An 18,221-nucleotide genomic window follows, 5' to 3' on the forward strand; every position below is an offset into this window, starting at 1 on the left:
TCCAGTATATGAACTTGAAAAATCTCCGTTTTGAGGAATAGTTCTACGACATAGCGGGGACCCTTGTTCGCCATATTTACCCGGACCTCCGAACGTACATTCTATATTAATGTTATAATATTCAAAAGATAAAAGCAAGCGCTTTTTCATCTTTATTTGAATCTATGCCGCTGAGATTCATCCTGGCATTGAAATACCGGGCCTTCTGCCAGTTGTTCGTAAAATTTTTACGGATGTAGGTTAACGGTTAAAAAATAATAGGATAAGTATAGCTGCCGCCCCTTTCCTCAATTCCTTATTATTAAGCTTCCTCGCTATTTCTTGTTGGCCAGGTGCCGGATATTTAGCAATAAATAATTATTTCCTTGCAATGATCATGTATATAGCATCTGTAGGAGTTAATTTCTCCGTTACCGCCAATCCTGCCTTTATGAGTTCTTGTTCCATCGCTGAAGATGTAATTCTAGGGTGATTATGGGGCTGGTTATCCTTCTTTTCAAATTCAATACATATGAAATATCCATTATCTTTAAGCACTCGCTTAATTTGCTGTAATGAAGTGGATAACTGCTGGACTTCATGCAGAACTAATGAAGCGAATACAAGATCAATGGAATTATCGGATAGCGGAAGGTCATCAATACAGCCCTTAATAGATTTGACATTCGTTATATTTTCTTCTATTGCCTTTTTCTTTATAATTTCCAACATATCTAAATCTATATCTAATGCATAGACCGGCCCCTCAACGGTTTTAGCGAAAGGAATGGTAAAATATCCTGTACCGGCGCCTAAATCCAATATACTGTCGGTCTTCTTAACAGGAAGCTTTTTTATGAGCTTCTTTGGTGGAATATCCCCTCTTCTTTCCGGATTATCAAGGAACTCAACTTTTTTTGCTAAACGTTCCATCTCATTAAAATTACATTGTTTTTTATCCATAATTTTTTTCTCCTTTTCAATAAACCTATTAAAGACCTTTAATATCTATAATTAATGTAAAAAATATAACCTAAGACTGTAACAAGGAATTTTAATGCTTTAATGATTGAATCTGTTCAGCAATTTTACAGATCGATACGCTGCTCAGTTCATCATTCATCTTTTGCTCTGCTTCAGTCATCACCTTTTCAATTAAACAGCCTTGATTCCTGTCTAGTTCGCCATGCTCCAATGAACAGCTGAATAATTGTGCTTTCCCTTCTATCGCATGAACAACATCTAAGAAAGAAATGTTTGATGACTGTCTTGCTAATGAATATCCGCCATTTACACCCGGGTTTGATTCAACCAATCCTGCCTTCACAAGCTTTGTTAAAATCTTCGAAAGGTATGTCGGAGAAAGATTTTGCACTTTAGCCAACTGTTCCACTCCTACACTTTTTCCACTTGGTGTTAGAGTTAAATAGACTATTGCATGTAACGCATAATTAGTAGCTTTTGAATATTTCATTGTTTTACTCCTTTTAATGTCTATTAAAGACCTTTGATATCCATAATTGATTTTAAATGATGACGAAAGGAATATCAACGCTAAATTACATTAAACTGTTGGTTCAAGATTTTACCTTCAATGATTTACCTCCGAAAACTAAAAAACATTTATATCGGAAGTACAGGTGGTTCCTGTCCAAGTTTACGCTTGCCGCGTTCTGCAACCTGGCAATAAAATCATTCTTAAAGCTAATGGCAATGCCGATTTCAAGACACTCTCCCTTTCTTGATGCCAATACTTCAACAAAAAGTATTACCGTTTTTTATGCATGTACTTCATCCATTTTTTCAGCTTATAACCGATAATCGCATAACCCGCAATCGAAAAGGCGGACAGTACGATAAAAAGTTTCAAGATTAACAAGTTTGATAGATGGATTCCAGCAGTAATCCCTGTTAATCCAAACAATGTCAATAGAAATAACTGCTTCTTATGATTTTCGTAAATCGTAAATTGAAACTGTCTTCTTTGTTCAGTTTCCTTCATGAGTTCCAGTTTTTCTGGTGTCTTTAAAAACTCTGTCACTGAGTGAAAGACCCTAAATATCGGCTGTGATTGGATCCATTGGTTGACAAAGGACCATTTATTCCCTTGGGACATTAACCATTCCATGAAAATAGGCTTACCCAGATCAAGGATTTCCTCTTCTGGCACCAAATGAGTCATAATCCCTTCAATTGCAACAACAGAGCGGCCCAAAAAGACAAAGCGGATCGGAACCTGGATTGGAAGTGCCTGAATCATGTCGTTAAGTTCACGTTTGAAGGTGATCAAATCCATGTCAGTCATTTTAGCAGGCTGGAAAGTCATCCATTCAGCCAGTAACCTTTCCATCATCCTGGTGTCAGCCTCGGGAAGCAAGAAACCCAAACGTGACAGGCATTCGACTGCCTTGGCATAATTTTTAGCCAAAAAGCTTTCAATTAAACTTTGAAATGCAGAGGCATCATTTTTTGAAATTTCACCTGCCATTCCGAAATCGAGCAGGATGATGCGTCCATCCCCGGATACTAGGATGTTTCCTGGGTGTGGATCAGCATGAAAGGTTCCGGGCTCAAGCCATTGAGGCAGGAACACCTTGATGAGCCGCTCCGCCAATTCCTTACGGGGTACATCCAACTGATCTAAAGCCGCAATATCGGTTATTTTTTTCCCATCTACCCATTCCATCACCAACACTTTGGAAGTGCAAAGCTCAGTATATACTTGCGGAATTTGAACAATCTCATTCCCCTTGAATCTTTCTTGAAAGTATAGAAGGGTTTCCTTCTCCTTTGTAAAATCAAGCTCCCGTTCAATCACCTGCTTTAGCTCGGAGAACAAAACTTTAAAATTGATAAACCCCTTTGGAATGGGCAAAAAATAGTTTGCAAACCAAATGGCAATACTTAACGTACGGAAATCAGTTTGAACAACGGAATTGATGTGCGGGCGCTGTACCTTAATGGCTACTCTTGATCCATCTTGGAGAACACCTTTATAAACCTCTCCAATGGATGCCGAAGCAATCGCCTCTCTTTCAATAGAAAGCAGCAGCTCTTTATGATTGTTTCCCCATTCTTTTTCGAGAATTTCCTGAATTTCACTCCAGTCCGAAGGCGGTACCTTGTCGGTCAGATCCTCTATTTCGCGAATCAATGGCTGTGGGAACAGATCGGCACGGCTGCTAATGATCTGCCCTACTTTAATAAGAAGGCCTTCAAGTTCAAAAAGCGTTCTCCTAAACCTTTTTCCAATATTCCTCCATAGTTTTTCCCATTCTGCTTCAGGTTTCTTGCTCATTTTGTACCAATAGATCTGAATGAAAAAGGTAAAGAACATCAATAACACCTTATACATTCGTACCAACTTGCTTTTGTTCTTCATACATGATCATCTCATTTCTCATTAACGCCCATATAAAACCTATATTCAGCAAAAAGGGGCCTAACTCCTTCTTTTACACTAATAATGGAATTCATTCACCCGGTTTACTGGCGGGCAATACTACATTTTTAATCTCCGGTCTCTCTTAATTTTATTTTTACGAATCAGGTCACGATTCAGATTCAAAATAAGCATCAAATACCTTTTTGGGAATATCTAAAATAGCATCTTCTTTATCTGTGTCCATATAGGGCAGCGCGACAGAAATAGCAATCTGTGGATTCTCTGATGGTGCATAACCAACAAAAGTTAAGTTCCACACAGCCGTCATATTTGCGGATTCAATAGGACCGCTGTAAAAAGCTTGAGCTGTTCCGGTTTTTCCCGCAATATCATAGGGGGAACTTGCAAGTTTTTTCCCTGTCCCGTATTGATTGCTGCCATGGACAACATTGTATAATCCCGTTTTGATTCTATTAATATATTTGTCTTCAATCTCTATATGATTCAATATTTTGGGGGTAAAAGCCTTTTTCAGTTCACCTAATTCCCCCTGCTCATCCGTGCCTCTAATTTCTTTTACCATTCTTGGGGCAATTCGGTTGCCTCCATTTGCTATAGTCGAGATATATTGAGCTAGCTGCAATGTTGTATAGGTATCGAATTGGCCGAAAGCAAGATCGAGCGCAAGGCCGGGATTGCTTTCCTTGCCTTTTAAACCTGCGGTTTCACCTGGAATATCAATTCCAGTAGGGACGCCAAGGCCAAATTGGGAATAATAATATCTGAGCTTTTTAAATACCGCTTCACTATTCATCTTCAAAGTTTCCCCGGGCGTGTAATGATATTTTCCACCCATCCGCATTGCCAATTGCATCATATAGGAATTTGAAGAGACTTCTAATGCAGTAGTATCATTTAACGCCATGCTCCCGTTCCGGTTAAACCATGAACTTTTCGACTTGGTCTCCGCAAATTTAAGTGGTTTATCAATCATTACATTATCATCAAGAGTAATCACTTCATCCATATACCCTGCAAGAACAGAAGCCGCTTTTACACTTGACCCCATTGTATATTGAGTGGTAAAAACACCTAACGTATCATCTTCTATTTCGCCAGTCGACATGTTTATCTTTTTCCCGGTCATGCCGAGAATTTCACCATTTTGCGGATTGATGGCACTAATATAAAGTCGATCTGCCAGTTTGCCTTTCCGTTGAATCAATGCGTTAGTTGCAATTTCATCTAACTTTTTTTGAAAATCAATGTCTATCGTTAATACGAGGTTATCTCCTTTTTTCCCTTCTGTTTTAAGTTTTGATTTTTCCAGTTGTCCTTTGTCTATCCTTAATTCATATTCTTCTTTTGTACCTTTAAGAATCTCTTCATATCCTTTTTCCAGGTAACTTTTTCCAACCCGGTCATTCAGTGCATAGCCTTTTGCCAGCAGGAGTTTTTTTTGGTCGCTGGGCAAGCCTGTTTTCTCAGAAGTTACTGAACCAAAAACACTTTTTAACATGGTACCTTCCTTATAATCTCTTTCCCAGTCCGTCGCCACGTCAATTCCCGGCAAATCTTGCAAATGTTCACTTACCTTGGCAACTTCTTCCTCTGTAACATGCTTATTTTTTATCATGACTGTATCAAATTCAGGAGTACTGTTCATCTTTTTATATAGCATCGCAACACTTTTTTCTTGTTGGTCCAAAGAAGCTATGTCATTGTCGCTCACCCTTTTTATTTGGGCTTTATATAATTCCCCTCCTTGTAATTGCTTTTCTTTTCCACTTAGCCTTTTATTGATCCTATCCGGATACTTTGCGGCAAAATAGTCCTGTAAATCACGCTTTTTTAACTCGGAAGTATCTACGGAAATATACTTCGTCAGTTCTTCTGCTAGCTTCAACATGGAATCAGGCGTACTATTATTCAAGCGAAAATATGTAATAGCTTTTAACCCTTTATTGCCCACCAGCAAGCGGTGTTTGCTGTCATAGATCAATCCTCTTGGAGCAGGCTTTTTCACAGTGACCACATTCGATTGATTCATTTCATTATTGAATTGTTCACCGTGCGCGATTTGAAGATAACCCAGCCGAAAAATCAGCAAGCAAAAAATTAAAAAAATGATAAGAAACAGGAGATTGATCCGAAACGCAGTTACATTTTTCATTTTTTCTTTCATCGTCAAAACACCTTCTTTAATAACTGTATGGATGTGATCCGGCCCAAATACTACAAATGTAGTATTTGGGCCGGAAAATGCCCAAAAAGGAAGAATCCTTTTTGGGACTGCTTTAAGTGCGTGTTCAAAAAGTTGCAGCGCTGAAACAAGCCAACGAAGAGATTCGCCGCTTATCATTTGGTGACTTTTTGAACATCCTGTTTAATAAATATGTTTACCATGTAATATTTGAGTTGCAATATCCGCTGCTTTGCTTCCGTTGGCATCTCCTTTTTCACTTTGGATATTGATTGCAAAATAATAAGTGTTGTCGTCATGTTTTACAAATCCAACAAACCACCCATTTACATTTTTCCCATTTACCATTCCAGTGCCGGTTTTTCCATATAATTGACCGTTCTTTTGCTCATCAATAAAGATGGCATTTTTTACTGCTCGAACGTTTTCTTCTTTAAAGCCAAATGAGTTCTCTCCAAATGCGGTTAACAGCTGCACTTGCTCAATCGGTGATATTTTTAATGAGGATTCCATCCAATAACTGTCTAATTTTCCCGACAGATTTTCGTTTCCATATTTTATCTTATGGAAATAGTATTGTAATTGTTTTTTTCCTATTTCTTGGTCCAGGTTTTGGAAGTACCAATTGACCGAGCTGCCCAATGCAGTAGATAAATCGTGATTTTTATTCCATTCTTCAAATGGATAAACAGTTCCATCCCAATGCTGTTCATTATTTTTTACGGAAATAACATTTTCCTCCAAAGCAAATAATGCAGAATAAATTTTATATGTGCTGTTGGGAGAGATCCTTTGTTCACTCATTTCCCGATTATAGATTTGATAGTTTTTTGTGGCGGCATCATATAAAACAAAGCTGCCGCTGTACCCATTAAAATATGAACTTAAATCTTCATATACGGTATTCTTCCCACTGAAATGGTACACATCATTTGAAACAGCTATAGCTGTGGTTAGCGGACTAAGACATAACACAAAAATCCCTAAAGCCGCGCAGATTCCTTTGCTTTTCCATTTCAACAGCAGTGAATCCCTGGAGTAGCCAGCAATACTTTGGATTCTCTGTTTAATCTGTTCTTTGGTCCCTCCCATTCCAGAGGCAAACTGGCCATAAGCTTGGCTATATTTTTTTTCCGCAAAACGAATGATTGTGAATCCATATTCAATATGCCGACTCTCATCTAAAAAGTGTAGGACGGAAGCATCACAAGCCAACTCCCGGTCTATTCGCATCCTTTTAAAGGCATACCATACGAGTGGATTAAACCAATAAATGATCTGTAAAACCCACATGGCGTAATTAACAAACACATCTTTATTCTTTTGATGACTCAATTCATGTAAAAAAACATATTTTAATTCATTTAAAGAGAATGTTTCCCGTGTGTTCTTTGGCAAAAGTATATACGGATGTAAAATCCCGAGTGTGACAGGAGAGGTAATAAGCGGGGTTTCTCGTAATTTTATCTTTTTCTTCACCCCTACAACCTCTTTGCATTCCTCTAACATTTCATTTATTTTTTGATTTTTAATCGTGGCAGCCGACTTTTTTAATTGATGGAGTTGATAGTTTGCATGTATCGCCACGCCAATGAAAAGGACCATTCCGATAATCCAGGCACCAAGTAAGGCACGATGGATGAAATCTGGCGTTGAATTGTTCACGGATACCGTGAAATCATGCAGTAAGTCAGTGTTAGGCGCTTGATACACATCTGACCCGCTTATTCGTTCACCCTTATATGCGGTGCCGTTATGAACGAAAAACAGCCCCTTAATATGTTGATAGATTTCTCCTATCCGGAAGAAATCTCCAGGTAAAAAAGAAGTTATAAATGGGATGAAAAGGAAATACCACATTTTATAATGTGTTTTCTTAGACATATGTCCGTAAAATATTTTTTTCGTCAAAAGAATCGTTAAAACAAGGGAGGATACCACTATCGTACTTAAAAAAAATCGCAGTATAAAGGTATCCATTATTTTTTCCCTTCTTTCATATCCCTCTCAGATAATATTTTTCTTAGCTCGGAAATATCTTCCTTTGACAGCTGGTCATTTTCAATAAAATTCAATACCATTGAATTCAACGCCCCGCCGAAAAATTGTTTAAGAAATAACTCACTTTTTTGCCCAACATACTCATGCTCTTCAATCAGCGAAGTGTAAACAAATACCCTCCCGTGTTTTCTGGTTTTCAATGCTTTTTTCTTCACCAGGCGTGATAACATTGTTTGAATGGTGTTTGGCTTCCAATCAACTTTCTTCGATACAATCTCTACTACCTCTGGAGTAGAAATCGGCTCGTTTTTCCATATCACTTTCATAACTTCAAATTCCGCTTCTGATATTTTGGGAATTTCTTTCATCATGGCCCTCCTGCTTTTACATTTGTAGTATTTATTATAGCAAGACGGGACAATTGCTTAAAGCTTAAATCTTGTTGCAGGTTGGAGTAAATAATTACCTGTTAAGACTAACGCATTTGAAAATATTCATATAACTCCTCTATAAATGATTGATTCAACTGGGTTGCAGAACTGCCTGCAGTATAATGTTCCACAAGTGAAAGAAGAAGAAATTGATCATTCCCAGCATCAAAGGCCAATAAAAAGCTATTTTCATCTCCTTTTTCTCCTTGCTGCATTTTTAATTCTGCCGTACCGGTTTTGGCAGCTAACTGATGCTGTTCGTTGTATAAAAGATGGGCAGTTCCATTTGGATCGCTTACTACCTCTTCCAACCGATCTTTCATTTCATTCGCCGTTGAACTAGTGATGGCAGGTTTTGTTTTCCGCACACGTTTTTCATCTAATAATCTTGGATAAACAACCTTTCCCTCGTTTTGAAAAACAGAATACATGGCTGCTTGCTGAATAGGGGAAATCAATAATTCTCCTTGTCCATAGGCGGTATCAGCCAGAAGAATTTCTGAATTAAATGTTGGTTGATTAGAAATTTGGGCTGCTTTCATCGCAATTGGCAAATCTAATTGCTCTCCAAAGATAAACTGTTTCAGACCATTTCTAAAGGTTTTTTCTCCCATTTCCAACGCTTCTTGAGCAAAGTAAATATTGTCAGAGTAAATGAGTGCTTTTCTCATATCTACATTTTGTACATCAGAAACACGAGTAACTGAATAGCCTCCCCAGGTTTTATCCTTTTGCCAGCTTAAGCCATTTATCTTCCTAAGCTTATCTGGATATGTCACCTTGGCATCAAGGCCGATGCTCGAGGTGATCGTTTTAAATGTGGAACCGGGTGCATAACCTGTAGCAAACCTTGAGATAAATGGCTTATTCTCATCATTGGCATATCGATCATAATCCTTCTGGGACATGCCTTGAACCATTTTATTCGGATCAAATGAAGGGGAACTGACAGCCGCATAAACCCCCCCTTCTTTCGGGTTCATTACAACGGTAGAGCCGGGTTTTCCTTTCAAATGTTTGAATGCCTCCATTTGGATATAGTTATCAATCGTCAGTTTGATCGTTTTTCCGTCCATTTTCTCTAGAGTTTGAATTTCTTGTTTCTTTTCTCCGTTTTCATCAACAATAAGGATTTCTCCTCCATCTTTACCCCGCAGTTCTTTGTCGAGAGCTTTTTCCAATCCGGCTTTGCCAATCATGTCCCCTTCCGCCAAATGTGGTTTTTTCTCCAGATCTTCCTTTGTCGCTTTCCCTACATATCCAATTAAATGAGCAGCGGCTTCCTTTAAAGGATAATAACGAAGCTTTGTAGTCTGATAGGAAATACCGGGAATCACTTCCGCTTTATTGGATTCAATGATTTTCAGAGGAACAAATAAATCATCTTTTACCCAATCTTGATTTAGTTTTTGATGTATTTCTTCTACCGGGATATCAAACTGTTGGCTAATTTTTTGCAGCCTTTTTTCTTTTTCATTCCCTAGGGATAAATCTTTCGGTACAATTCCCGCCTCTTTAAATACTTCGTTTATCGCCAATCCATTACCAAGATGATCTTTAATCTCCCCGCGTTCCGCTTTCCAATGACGAAATGCCACCTTATCTTTTCCTTCCATCCCCGGAAAAATTAATGAAGGATCCCATTTTACCCTATACTGGCCATCCGTCTTTACGATTTTTGTATGGTATTCCAAATTTTCCAAAGCTCCCAATGGAGTAGTGACATTTAATCGAAAAGAAAGTTCTCGTTCGTTGTCATTTATTTTTTCAAATTTAATCTTAGAAGCTTGGATATTATCAATATTTATTCCGTTAAATATAGCATCGTATTTATCTATCACACCTTTCAAAGTATAACCTGCTGAAGTATATGATTGTTTTTCAAGCACATCACCTAATTTTTCATACTCCTTGTTCTCTAAAATGTGAATAAAATTGTTTGCAGCTTCCTGCATCTGTCTGCTGTCATTATTATGTATGATTAAGAATAGGCCCGTACCTCCGATCCCTGCTAAAATGATCAATAACATGATGAAATAAGAGTTGATCCTTGCCTTTTTACTTTTAACCCTGCTTTTCAATGTTTTTACCTTCTTTTCTTCCAATTAATTACTACACGTGTAGTAATTAGCCCCAAAAACTACACATGTAATAATTGTACTGATTATAGCACAAATTATTTAAATGGCAAATACCAACTTGGCAAGCCGGATTCATCGTATTATGTTGAAATAAAATTAACCTGGCGAGTCTTCACCAGGTTATATGCTGCTATATACAGTTTTATCGCCCATTGAATCGATTGAACCATCCACCAAAAGGCTTTGTTCTTTTATAGGTTAACTGTAATGCTTCAGAGTTGTCTATAATCCCATTTCCATAATAAATGTCAGGTACCTCCGTTCCAGCTTTTTGCGTCGTTTTTGTCATCATTTCCACCACTTCCGTATTCTTCATATTCGGATTGACAGAACGGATGAGACCGGCTAAAGCACTGACATGGGGAGCGGCCATGGATGTACCGGAAAGGCTTGCATACTGTCCGTCAGTAAAAGTACTGGGAATATAAACCCCCGGGGCCGCTATGTCAATATGATCCCCGTAGTTGGAAAACGGGGCCCTTTTGCCTTCCCAGTCTACCGCGGCCACACTGATTACCCCAGGCAAGGCTGCAGGAAAGCTCGGCTGGCTTGTATTATCATTCCCGGCCGCCGCAACAACAACGATGTCTTTATCCAGCGCATAACGAATCGCATCTTCCAAAACTTGGGAGGATTGATAATTTCCAAGGCTTAAGTTGATGATGTCAGCGCCGTGATCGGCCGCCCAGCGAATGCCCTCAGCTACATCAAAGGAACCGCCAATCCCTTCCGCGTTCATCACTTTTACCGGCATTACCGGATTATACCATGTAACGCCGGCAACCCCCTCGGCATTATTCGTTACAGCCGCGATAATCCCGGCTACATGAGTGCCGTGTCCATTATCGTCATTCGGATTATCATTTTTTGCAAGAACATTGTACCCCTTTGCCAGCCGTCCGGAAAGATCGGGGTGATTCAGATCAACACCTGTATCCACGACTGCAATCGTTACATCATCAGAGCCTCGTGTGAAGTTCCATCCCCTTTCCGTTCCAACAGCCGGCAAATTCCATTGATAGTTCCGGTAAAGCGTATCGTTCACTTCATTTTGCAAAAAAATGTAGTGAGGTTCAACAAATGCCACTTGATTATTTTGATCAAAATATTGTATGAGCTCTGTTGTCGTTTGGCTGTTTGATTTAAAAATATAAACGGAATCAAGTTTATCTATAAGTTTTCCGTCAATCTCACGTGCCATTTTATCGACATCCGCCTGACTTGGCGGGTCTTTAAAATTTACAACGGCTTCCTTATCGTAGTAGTGACTTTTATCCTGCTCATTATGATGGATCATCTTGATAGAGGGGCTGTTATTCAATTTCATTTTAATATGGTTATTGAGATGCAGCATGTCTATTTTTTGAATATGGGAATTTTCCTGCTGTATGTTTCTAACTTGCAAATTCCTGGAAGCCTGTTCTTCGTTGGGCACTTTACCCGTTGGCCTGTTAAAGTTCACTCCTGCAATAACCGCAATCCCAAAAATTAAGAACAATGTAATAATGACGGACTTTCTTCGCATGCCTGCACCTCATGTTGTGAGTATTGATATTGAAACTGGCTATCGTTTATGTTTTCCAAAATGAAATATTTTATGTTGGACAGCTATCTCGGTGATTGGTGACCGATATCTGTGGGTTACCTCTTTTTCGGGATGGAATCAACGGATTCGAGAATAGTCCATCATTTGTCTTAAGAAAGAATGACGCCCATTGTTATTTCAATTTCTCCATCGCACTCTCTTCTTCTGTAACGCATTACCGCAAAGGGGGCCGGAACCAAAAAACATTTGACAAATTTGTGAACTAGTTGAATAATAGATGCAGGGGGGAATGCACGATGGAATCTACACGCAAAATATTAAATGCTACAAAATCTGTTGGTTACACAATCCTTTCAATCGGAATGGCAATTTTTCTATACGGTTTTTTTGTAAGCGATACCAGCGTAGCTACAAGCGTAGGAATTGGTGCAGTGATGGGGGCTATTTTTATTTTTCTGATCGGTGTGTTTTTTGTAGCGACTGAAGAGATGGAGAAAAAAACTGATAAAGGGATTAGATTTTCCAATAAAAAAGGAGCGCCATTCAGACACTCCTTTTAATCGATATTTACATATCCCAAATCAAAATTAACAATGTACCGAAGACGGTGACCAAAGCTATGGCAAATGCATAATAGATGTTCGTATAAATTGATCCTTTATCTTTCGTTTCACCTGCATGCATGAACACAACAAGCTGAACGGCAGCCTGCACGAACGCTGTGACCAAAAGTACGGTCATTCCGGCTGCAAACGACAGATCAAAGAAATAAACGGAAAGAGCAATGGCCGTGAGCATTAATGAAAATACAAAACCTGCGACTTGTTTCCGTGGAAATAATTCGCTCATGCTACATCAATCCTTTCAAGTAGACGAAGCTGAAAATAAATATCCACACGACATCCAGAAAATGCCAGTAAAGTGAAAAAATGAACGCTTTATTGGCTGTTCCTGGTGTTAATCCCCGTTTCTTTACCTGCAGGATGATGAATAATCCCCAGAATAAGCCAAGTGTTACGTGGGCTCCATGTGTCCCTAAAGTTGTTAACAGGATGGCTGTGAATGCACTTGTTTGCAGTCCCGCTCCGATATGGACATAATGGACGAACTCATAAATTTCGACGCCCAAGAAAGTAAGGCCAAGAAGCAGCGTGACGGCAAAAAAGGCCATCATCGCTTTCTTGTTGCCAATACGCATTGCGTGAACACCAAGACCAATCGTAAAACTGCTTGTTAAGAGTACGAACGTCTCGATGAGCACTGGTGTAATTTCAAAAATTTCCGCTCCGGAAGGTCCCGTTCCCGTCCTATGCTGCAAAGTGAAATACGTTGCAAAGAGCGTAGCGAAAAGCATAATTTCCGCCCCGAGGAAAATCCAGAAACCTAAAATATTCAGTTGATTTTGATCTGTGCTGTATTCAAGAGGGAGTGAGTGATCTGCATTCATCAGCTGACACCTCGCAACTTATTTTCTGTGTCTTCCACTTCTTTAACAGAAATGTAATGCCCGTCATCTTTCTCAAATGAACGGTACGCCATGCAGGCGAAGATTCCGATGGTTGTAAGGATCGCTGGAATCCACATGCTGAAAACAAATGAGAATCCCCAAACGAAGAAAATACAACTCATAATAAACGGCCCGCCGGTATTGTTTGGCATATGAATTTTTTCAATATGATCTTTGAATAATCCATGCCCTTTCTTCTTTTGGTCCCAAAACGCTTCTATAGAATTAACTTCCGGTATCGTCGCAAAGTTATAGGCTGGCACCGGACTGTGTGTCGCCCATTCTAGTGTACGGGCATCCCATGGATCGGAACTAATATTTCTGGACGCATAACGCGTGCTGTAATAAACATTGTACACAATTAAAGCAAAACCAATGGCGAGCCCAACGGCTCCGATAAATGAGAGCAGATTAAGCGGTCCAAACCCTGTTGCTTCTGAGTATGTGTACATCCGCCGCGCCTGCCCATCCAAACCTGTGAAGAACATCGGGAAGAAAGTGACATTAAAGCTGATCGCAATAAACCAGAACGCCCATTTACCGATTCTTTCATTAAGCATAAAGCCAAACATTTTTGGCCACCAGTAAGTGAGTCCTGCCAGCATGGCAAACACAACACCTGGAATAATTGTGTAGTGGAAGTGAGCAACTAAAAACATTGTATTGTGATATTGATAGTCGGCACTTGCCATACCGAGCATAACCCCGGTAACCCCGCCAATCGTAAAGATCGGAATGAAACCTACCGCATAAAGCATAGGGACAGTAAATTTGATTTTCCCTTTCCACATCGTCAGAATCCAGTTGAAAATCTTGATTCCGGTCGGAATCGCAATCGCCATTGTGGTTATGGAGAAAATACTATTCGTCAACGGCCCTTGCCCCATTGTAAAGAAATGGTGAGTCCAGACCAAGAATGAGAAAAACGAAATGATCACGATGGATCCAACCATTGATTTATAACCGTAGAGATTTCTTCGGGCAAAGGTGGAGATCACCTCACTGTATATACCAAATGCCGGCAAGATCAAAATATATACTTCCGGATGTCCCCAAACCCAGAATAGGTTGGCCCAAAGCATATCCATACCGCCATTTGTCGTTGTAAAGAAATTGGCTCCAAACAACCGGTCCATTGTTCCCAGCAAAAGCGCAATGGTTAATACCGGAAATGCAAAAACGACAATGACGTTCGTGATAAAAGCAGTCCATGTGAACATCGGCATCTTCATCAAAGTCATGCCAGGTGCTCTCATTTTTAATATGGTCGTGATAAAGTTTATCCCGGATATTAATGTACCGATACCGGCAATCTGAATCGACAGCATATAATAATTTGTTCCAACCGATTGGCTGAAGTCATTTCCCGCCAGCGGAAAATAAGAAGTCCAACCTGCATCGGGAGAACCGCCGATGACGAAAGAAATGTTAAATAACATGGCACCCATAAAGAATAACCAGAAACTTAACGCGTTCAAGCGCGGGAATGCGACGTCACGGGCCCCTATTTGCAACGGAACAACAAAGTTCATCAGAGCGTAAATAAATGGCATCGCCATGAAAATGATCATGACTACCCCGTGCGTCGTAAAAACTTCATTATAATGCTGCGCATCCAAGAGCGTATTTTCAGGTACGGCAGTTTGTGCCCGCATCATGATCGCATCTACTCCGCCGCGGAACAGCATGAGCAATGCAGAGATTAAATACATAATCCCGATTCGTTTGTGGTCAACAGTTGTCAACCATTCACGCCATAAATAACCCCATTTTTTAAAATAGGTTAAACCGGCGACAATCGCGATCACTGTAAGACCAATGGCTACCATTGATGCATAAATGGCAGGACTTGGATGAGGGATGGCAAATCGGTCAAAATAGTTCATCCTTATATGACTCCTTCCGGTTAAGTTAATCAGCATTGAAAACTAATTCTTAGAAGCTTTGCATCAAATTATTTCTGATGGCTGTGCTCTGAATGTTCCATGTTTGATTCATCATGAGACTCATGGGAGCCATGATGATGCCCGCTATATTCACCTTCTGGGGCAGGCAAGAATTCTAAATGTGTCCCGCTGAAAGTTAATTGTCCAAGATGGCCAGGCTCCAGTAACTTATCGAATTTCTCTTTTGTAAGAGGTTCGGCCGTTGTTTTCACTTCTTTGACCCAATCATCAAATTCATCCTTTGGCATTGCTTTCACCTGGAACGTATTTTCAGCGAAGCCTTTTCCGCTGAAGTTTGCATTTCTTCCCATGTATTCCCCGGGAACGTCGGCTGCCAAGTGGAGCGTTGTCACCATATCAGCCATCGCATACTTCTGCCCGCCAAGCTGCGGAATCCAGAAACTCGTGATCGGCCCGTATGAATAAAGTTTAAATTCCAGCGGCCGGTCTGTTGGGATGTACAAGTAGTTTACCGTTTCGATATCTTCTTCCGGATAACTGAAATGCCATTTCCAATTGGAAGATGAAGCGTACACGACCAAAGGCTTCTGCCCTTCATGTTGTTTCGGTGTTGCTTCCACTGCATAGGTCGATTTAACCGTAACGATTGAAAGGAAAATAATAATTAAAACCGGTATCCCAACAATGATTGATTCCACCACCGGATTTCCTTCAATATGCGGAGGTTCGTAATCCTCACTTTGTTTCGATGCGCGATATTTTACTAACATAACAATCAAAAGGACGAATACAGCAACAACTATGATGGCCATCGTTGCAATCGATATCCAAATGACATTGGCTGTCATTTCAGCCTGAGGCCCTTTAGGATCCAAAACCATTAATGATCCGCAACCTGTCAGCATTGGAAGGATAGTGATCGCCAAACATAATAAAGCCCATTTTATTTTCATTGAGGGACCCCTTTCTATGAACTAAAAATTTTTAGCAGCAATAGGTATTCGTTGTTCTGCGGTCAATTTACAAATATTTTATTACCATCAAAGTTTAAAGACAATCGTATGTGATATATGTCACAAATTGTTCTTGAATCACAAGGGGTATTGGTAACAAAATGTTCAAAGAAAGGACAACAAAAAAACACAGATGGGAAATGATTGCCATGTTTATAAGGTTTTTCAAAGGGGAGCGTCCTCTTTAGAGATCAAAAAAACCTTTCGGGTTCCATCCTTGATGGAACCCGAAAGGGAGTCTGAATAGATCAAACTATGACTTTTTCGCCGGTTCATAATTTCCTGATACACTGCCCATAGAAACCGATAAACGATCCCAGCTGATAATGTACGACTAACGGCCATCTCCCCACTTCTCATGTAAAAGCTGAAGTTCCTTTTCGTGTGAAATTTCTTCTTTGGGCGTTTCCAGAATGAATGGAACCTTTTTCAACTGCGGTGTTGTGATGAAACGTTCAAATTGATTTTCTTTTATATGGCCGACTCCGAAGATAGGAGCGTGCCGGTCCTTTCCCTGGTAGGCGGCATACTTGGAATTATTCAAATGAATAGCGGATAATTCTTTGAAATATCCAAGCTCCGTCCCCTTTTCCATTAACTCGTCCCAATTTTCGCCATCCCATAACCCGCTTGCAAACGCATGGCAAGTATCAAAGCAAAAACCCACTTTTTCCGGATATTCACATAAATTGCGAATCTGGACAAGCTCTTCTAAAGTTGTTCCCATCGTACCAGGCAGTCCTGCATTGTTTTCAAGCAATATTTTAGCCGTACCCTCCCATTGCACAAGAACATCATTAAGCATTTCAATCATGAGTTGGTAGCTTTCAAGGGGAGTAAGATGAGGAACATGCTTGCCAAAATGAACAACAACACCAATTGAACCACAGGCGTCGGAGATTTCCAGGTCATTTAATAAGGATTCGATTACTTGCTCTCTTTTTCTTTCACCTTGCGGTGTTAAACTGGTCGGGTAAGGTGAATGACTGACAGAAAGAAGGTTTTTTTCCTCACAAAACAGTTTACATAATGCCGCATCATCTTTGCTAAAGTCTTTTACCGATAAACTGCGGGGGTTCTTTGGGAAGTATTGAAAGGCCCCGGCATTTATGTCGTATGCCCGTTTTGCAGCACCATAATAACCTTGTCTAATAGAAAGATGGCAGCCAAATCTCATATGCATTCTCCTGCTATTAATGCTGACAGTTTTCACAAAAATAGGTTTTGCGAGAGGAAATTTCCACCTTCACAATGGGAGTGCCGCATCGCGGGCATGCTTCTCCTTCAAGTCCGTGGACGAGCATCTTATAGCCGCCCGTTTTGTTATCTCCATTAAAGAGAGATCCCATGTAGCCGCCATTTTGAATGGCCTGCTGCAGAATGAATTTGATTGAATTATATAAACGAATCAGAGCTTCTTGGTCCAGCTCATCTATTTTTCTGTCCGGAAGCAGCTGGGCATGCCAAAGAATTTCATCCGAATAACGGTTGCCGATTCCGGCAATGACTTCCTGCTTCATCAGCGTCGTTTTTAATCCGCCTCTTTTACCTTTCATAATGACGAGAAAAGCATCAGTTGAAAAATTTGGATCTAATGGTTCCGGCCCGATATTTTGAAGCTCGCTTTTAATCATTTCAGGTGTAAAAAGATGCAGATATCCCAACCGCAGTCCAATGAAATAAAGGTGACGGTCTCCAAATGATAACCGTACTTGCACCGTCCGATCCGGCTTGTCTTCTTTCGTTCCATAAAACATCCAGCCGCCGAGCATCAGATGTAACAGTAAACAGGCTCCATTTTCCAAATGAAAAATTAAATATTTTGCCCTTCTATCAATGGTTTCGATCTTCTGATTCAATATCTGACGAGTAAATTCCTGCTTGGATACATTAATTGATTTTTCCCGATTAATTTCAACACCTGTGATGACTTTACCTCCAATCAATTGCTGCAGCAAAGTTTTATACGTTTCCATCTCTGGCAGTTCCGGCATTATTTTTCCTCCACTAATTGAATCTATATACTCATTATTCCTCAACATAATGAAATCATGAGAGGGAAAACAGTTTGCCCCAGGAAGTTAGAGATTTGTTTTTTGTTTGTTTGT

Annotated in this window: 15 protein-coding genes; 1 reads left to right on the forward strand and 14 read right to left on the reverse strand. The window is 39.9% G+C overall.

Translation table 11 applies throughout. The features are described from left to right. Window positions 1-357: 357 nt before the first annotated feature. From FS666_RS13965 to FS666_RS14000, 8 genes are all read right to left on the reverse strand, one after another. On the reverse strand, window positions 358-942 hold the full coding sequence (locus tag FS666_RS13965) for a class I SAM-dependent methyltransferase (RefSeq protein WP_120075938.1): 585 nt from the start codon (window positions 940-942) through the stop codon (window positions 358-360). A 91-nt stretch (window positions 943-1,033) separates the two neighbouring features. Beyond that, window positions 1,034-1,453 carry an Rrf2 family transcriptional regulator gene (locus FS666_RS13970; protein WP_120075936.1) on the reverse strand — a complete coding sequence of 140 codons (420 nt, stop codon included), beginning with the start codon at window positions 1,451-1,453 and terminating at the stop codon, window positions 1,034-1,036. 294 nt (window positions 1,454-1,747) lie between these two features. Beyond that, window positions 1,748-3,361, reverse strand: a complete 1,614-nt coding sequence (locus tag FS666_RS13975; RefSeq protein ID WP_144462737.1) for an ABC1 kinase family protein — start codon at window positions 3,359-3,361, stop codon at window positions 1,748-1,750. Between the two features lie 169 nt (window positions 3,362-3,530). After that, window positions 3,531-5,549, reverse strand: a complete 2,019-nt coding sequence (locus FS666_RS13980) for a peptidoglycan D,D-transpeptidase FtsI family protein (protein ID WP_144462739.1) — start codon at window positions 5,547-5,549, stop codon at window positions 3,531-3,533. Window positions 5,550-5,750: 201 nt separating this feature from the next. Next, window positions 5,751-7,547 (reverse strand): BlaR1 family beta-lactam sensor/signal transducer, encoded by a 1,797-nt coding sequence (locus tag FS666_RS13985; RefSeq protein WP_144462742.1) that lies wholly within the window; start codon window positions 7,545-7,547, stop codon window positions 5,751-5,753. Next, window positions 7,547-7,936 (reverse strand): BlaI/MecI/CopY family transcriptional regulator, encoded by a 390-nt coding sequence (locus FS666_RS13990; protein ID WP_144462774.1) that lies wholly within the window; start codon window positions 7,934-7,936, stop codon window positions 7,547-7,549. Before FS666_RS13990 ends, FS666_RS13985 begins: the two co-directional genes overlap by 1 nt. 107 nt (window positions 7,937-8,043) lie before the next feature. Then, on the reverse strand, window positions 8,044-10,080 hold the full coding sequence (pbp4, locus tag FS666_RS13995) for a penicillin-binding protein PBP4(5) (protein ID WP_144462744.1): 2,037 nt from the start codon (window positions 10,078-10,080) through the stop codon (window positions 8,044-8,046). Between the two features lie 202 nt (window positions 10,081-10,282). Then, on the reverse strand, window positions 10,283-11,665 hold the full coding sequence (locus FS666_RS14000; protein WP_144462746.1) for a S8 family peptidase: 1,383 nt from the start codon (window positions 11,663-11,665) through the stop codon (window positions 10,283-10,285). Window positions 11,666-11,982: 317 nt separating this feature from the next. Between FS666_RS14000 and FS666_RS14005 the strand changes: the two genes are divergently transcribed. Then, a complete protein-coding gene (locus FS666_RS14005; RefSeq protein ID WP_120075577.1) occupies window positions 11,983-12,246 on the forward strand; it encodes a hypothetical protein in 264 nt (87 codons plus the stop codon). Window positions 12,247-12,253: 7 nt separating this feature from the next. Here FS666_RS14005 and qoxD read toward each other — a convergent pair whose 3' ends face one another. The 6 genes from qoxD to mutM form a co-directional block, all read right to left on the reverse strand. Then, complete coding sequence (gene qoxD / locus FS666_RS14010) at window positions 12,254-12,535, reverse strand: cytochrome aa3 quinol oxidase subunit IV (RefSeq protein ID WP_144462748.1); 282 nt, start codon at window positions 12,533-12,535, stop codon at window positions 12,254-12,256. Window position 12,536: 1 nt separating this feature from the next. Next, window positions 12,537-13,133, reverse strand: coding sequence for a cytochrome aa3 quinol oxidase subunit III (qoxC, locus tag FS666_RS14015; protein ID WP_120075574.1), 597 nt, complete (start codon window positions 13,131-13,133; stop codon window positions 12,537-12,539). Then, a complete protein-coding gene (gene qoxB, locus FS666_RS14020; protein WP_144462750.1) occupies window positions 13,133-15,079 on the reverse strand; it encodes a cytochrome aa3 quinol oxidase subunit I in 1,947 nt (648 codons plus the stop codon). The genes qoxC and qoxB overlap by 1 nt, the downstream gene beginning before the upstream one ends. Window positions 15,080-15,147: 68 nt before the next feature. Next, on the reverse strand, window positions 15,148-16,053 hold the full coding sequence (gene qoxA, locus FS666_RS14025; RefSeq protein ID WP_144462752.1) for a cytochrome aa3 quinol oxidase subunit II: 906 nt from the start codon (window positions 16,051-16,053) through the stop codon (window positions 15,148-15,150). Between the two features lie 394 nt (window positions 16,054-16,447). Beyond that, a complete protein-coding gene (locus tag FS666_RS14030) occupies window positions 16,448-17,290 on the reverse strand; it encodes a deoxyribonuclease IV (protein ID WP_144462754.1) in 843 nt (280 codons plus the stop codon). Between the two features lie 16 nt (window positions 17,291-17,306). Beyond that, the gene (mutM, locus tag FS666_RS14035; RefSeq protein ID WP_120075567.1) at window positions 17,307-18,107 is read right to left on the reverse strand and encodes a DNA-formamidopyrimidine glycosylase; all 801 of its coding nucleotides are present in this window, start codon (window positions 18,105-18,107) and stop codon (window positions 17,307-17,309) included. Window positions 18,108-18,221 lie beyond the last annotated feature (114 nt).

Source organism: Siminovitchia fortis (genome assembly GCF_007681465.1).
GTDB classification, from domain to species: domain Bacteria; phylum Bacillota; class Bacilli; order Bacillales; family Bacillaceae_C; genus Siminovitchia; species Siminovitchia fortis.

What these genes read in the sequence shown, in the direction of transcription:
- FS666_RS13965 (WP_120075938.1), bottom strand. Translation starts at nt 942, where the DNA reads ATGGATAAAAAACAATGTAATTTTAATGAGATGGAACGTTTAGCAAAA.
- FS666_RS13970 (WP_120075936.1), bottom strand. Translation starts at nt 1,453, where the DNA reads ATGAAATATTCAAAAGCTACTAATTATGCGTTACATGCAATAGTCTAT.
- FS666_RS13975 (WP_144462737.1), bottom strand. Translation starts at nt 3,361, where the DNA reads ATGAAGAACAAAAGCAAGTTGGTACGAATGTATAAGGTGTTATTGATG.
- FS666_RS13980 (WP_144462739.1), bottom strand. Translation starts at nt 5,549, where the DNA reads ATGAAAGAAAAAATGAAAAATGTAACTGCGTTTCGGATCAATCTCCTG.
- FS666_RS13985 (WP_144462742.1), bottom strand. Translation starts at nt 7,547, where the DNA reads ATGGATACCTTTATACTGCGATTTTTTTTAAGTACGATAGTGGTATCC.
- FS666_RS13990 (WP_144462774.1), bottom strand. Translation starts at nt 7,936, where the DNA reads ATGAAAGAAATTCCCAAAATATCAGAAGCGGAATTTGAAGTTATGAAA.
- FS666_RS14000 (WP_144462746.1), bottom strand. Translation starts at nt 11,665, where the DNA reads ATGCGAAGAAAGTCCGTCATTATTACATTGTTCTTAATTTTTGGGATT.
- FS666_RS14005 (WP_120075577.1), top strand. Translation starts at nt 11,983, where the DNA reads ATGGAATCTACACGCAAAATATTAAATGCTACAAAATCTGTTGGTTAC.
- qoxD (WP_144462748.1), bottom strand. Translation starts at nt 12,535, where the DNA reads ATGAGCGAATTATTTCCACGGAAACAAGTCGCAGGTTTTGTATTTTCA.
- qoxC (WP_120075574.1), bottom strand. Translation starts at nt 13,133, where the DNA reads ATGAATGCAGATCACTCACTCCCTCTTGAATACAGCACAGATCAAAAT.
- qoxB (WP_144462750.1), bottom strand. Translation starts at nt 15,079, where the DNA reads ATGAACTATTTTGACCGATTTGCCATCCCTCATCCAAGTCCTGCCATT.
- qoxA (WP_144462752.1), bottom strand. Translation starts at nt 16,053, where the DNA reads ATGAAAATAAAATGGGCTTTATTATGTTTGGCGATCACTATCCTTCCA.
- FS666_RS14030 (WP_144462754.1), bottom strand. Translation starts at nt 17,290, where the DNA reads ATGAGATTTGGCTGCCATCTTTCTATTAGACAAGGTTATTATGGTGCT.
- mutM (WP_120075567.1), bottom strand. Translation starts at nt 18,107, where the DNA reads ATGCCGGAACTGCCAGAGATGGAAACGTATAAAACTTTGCTGCAGCAA.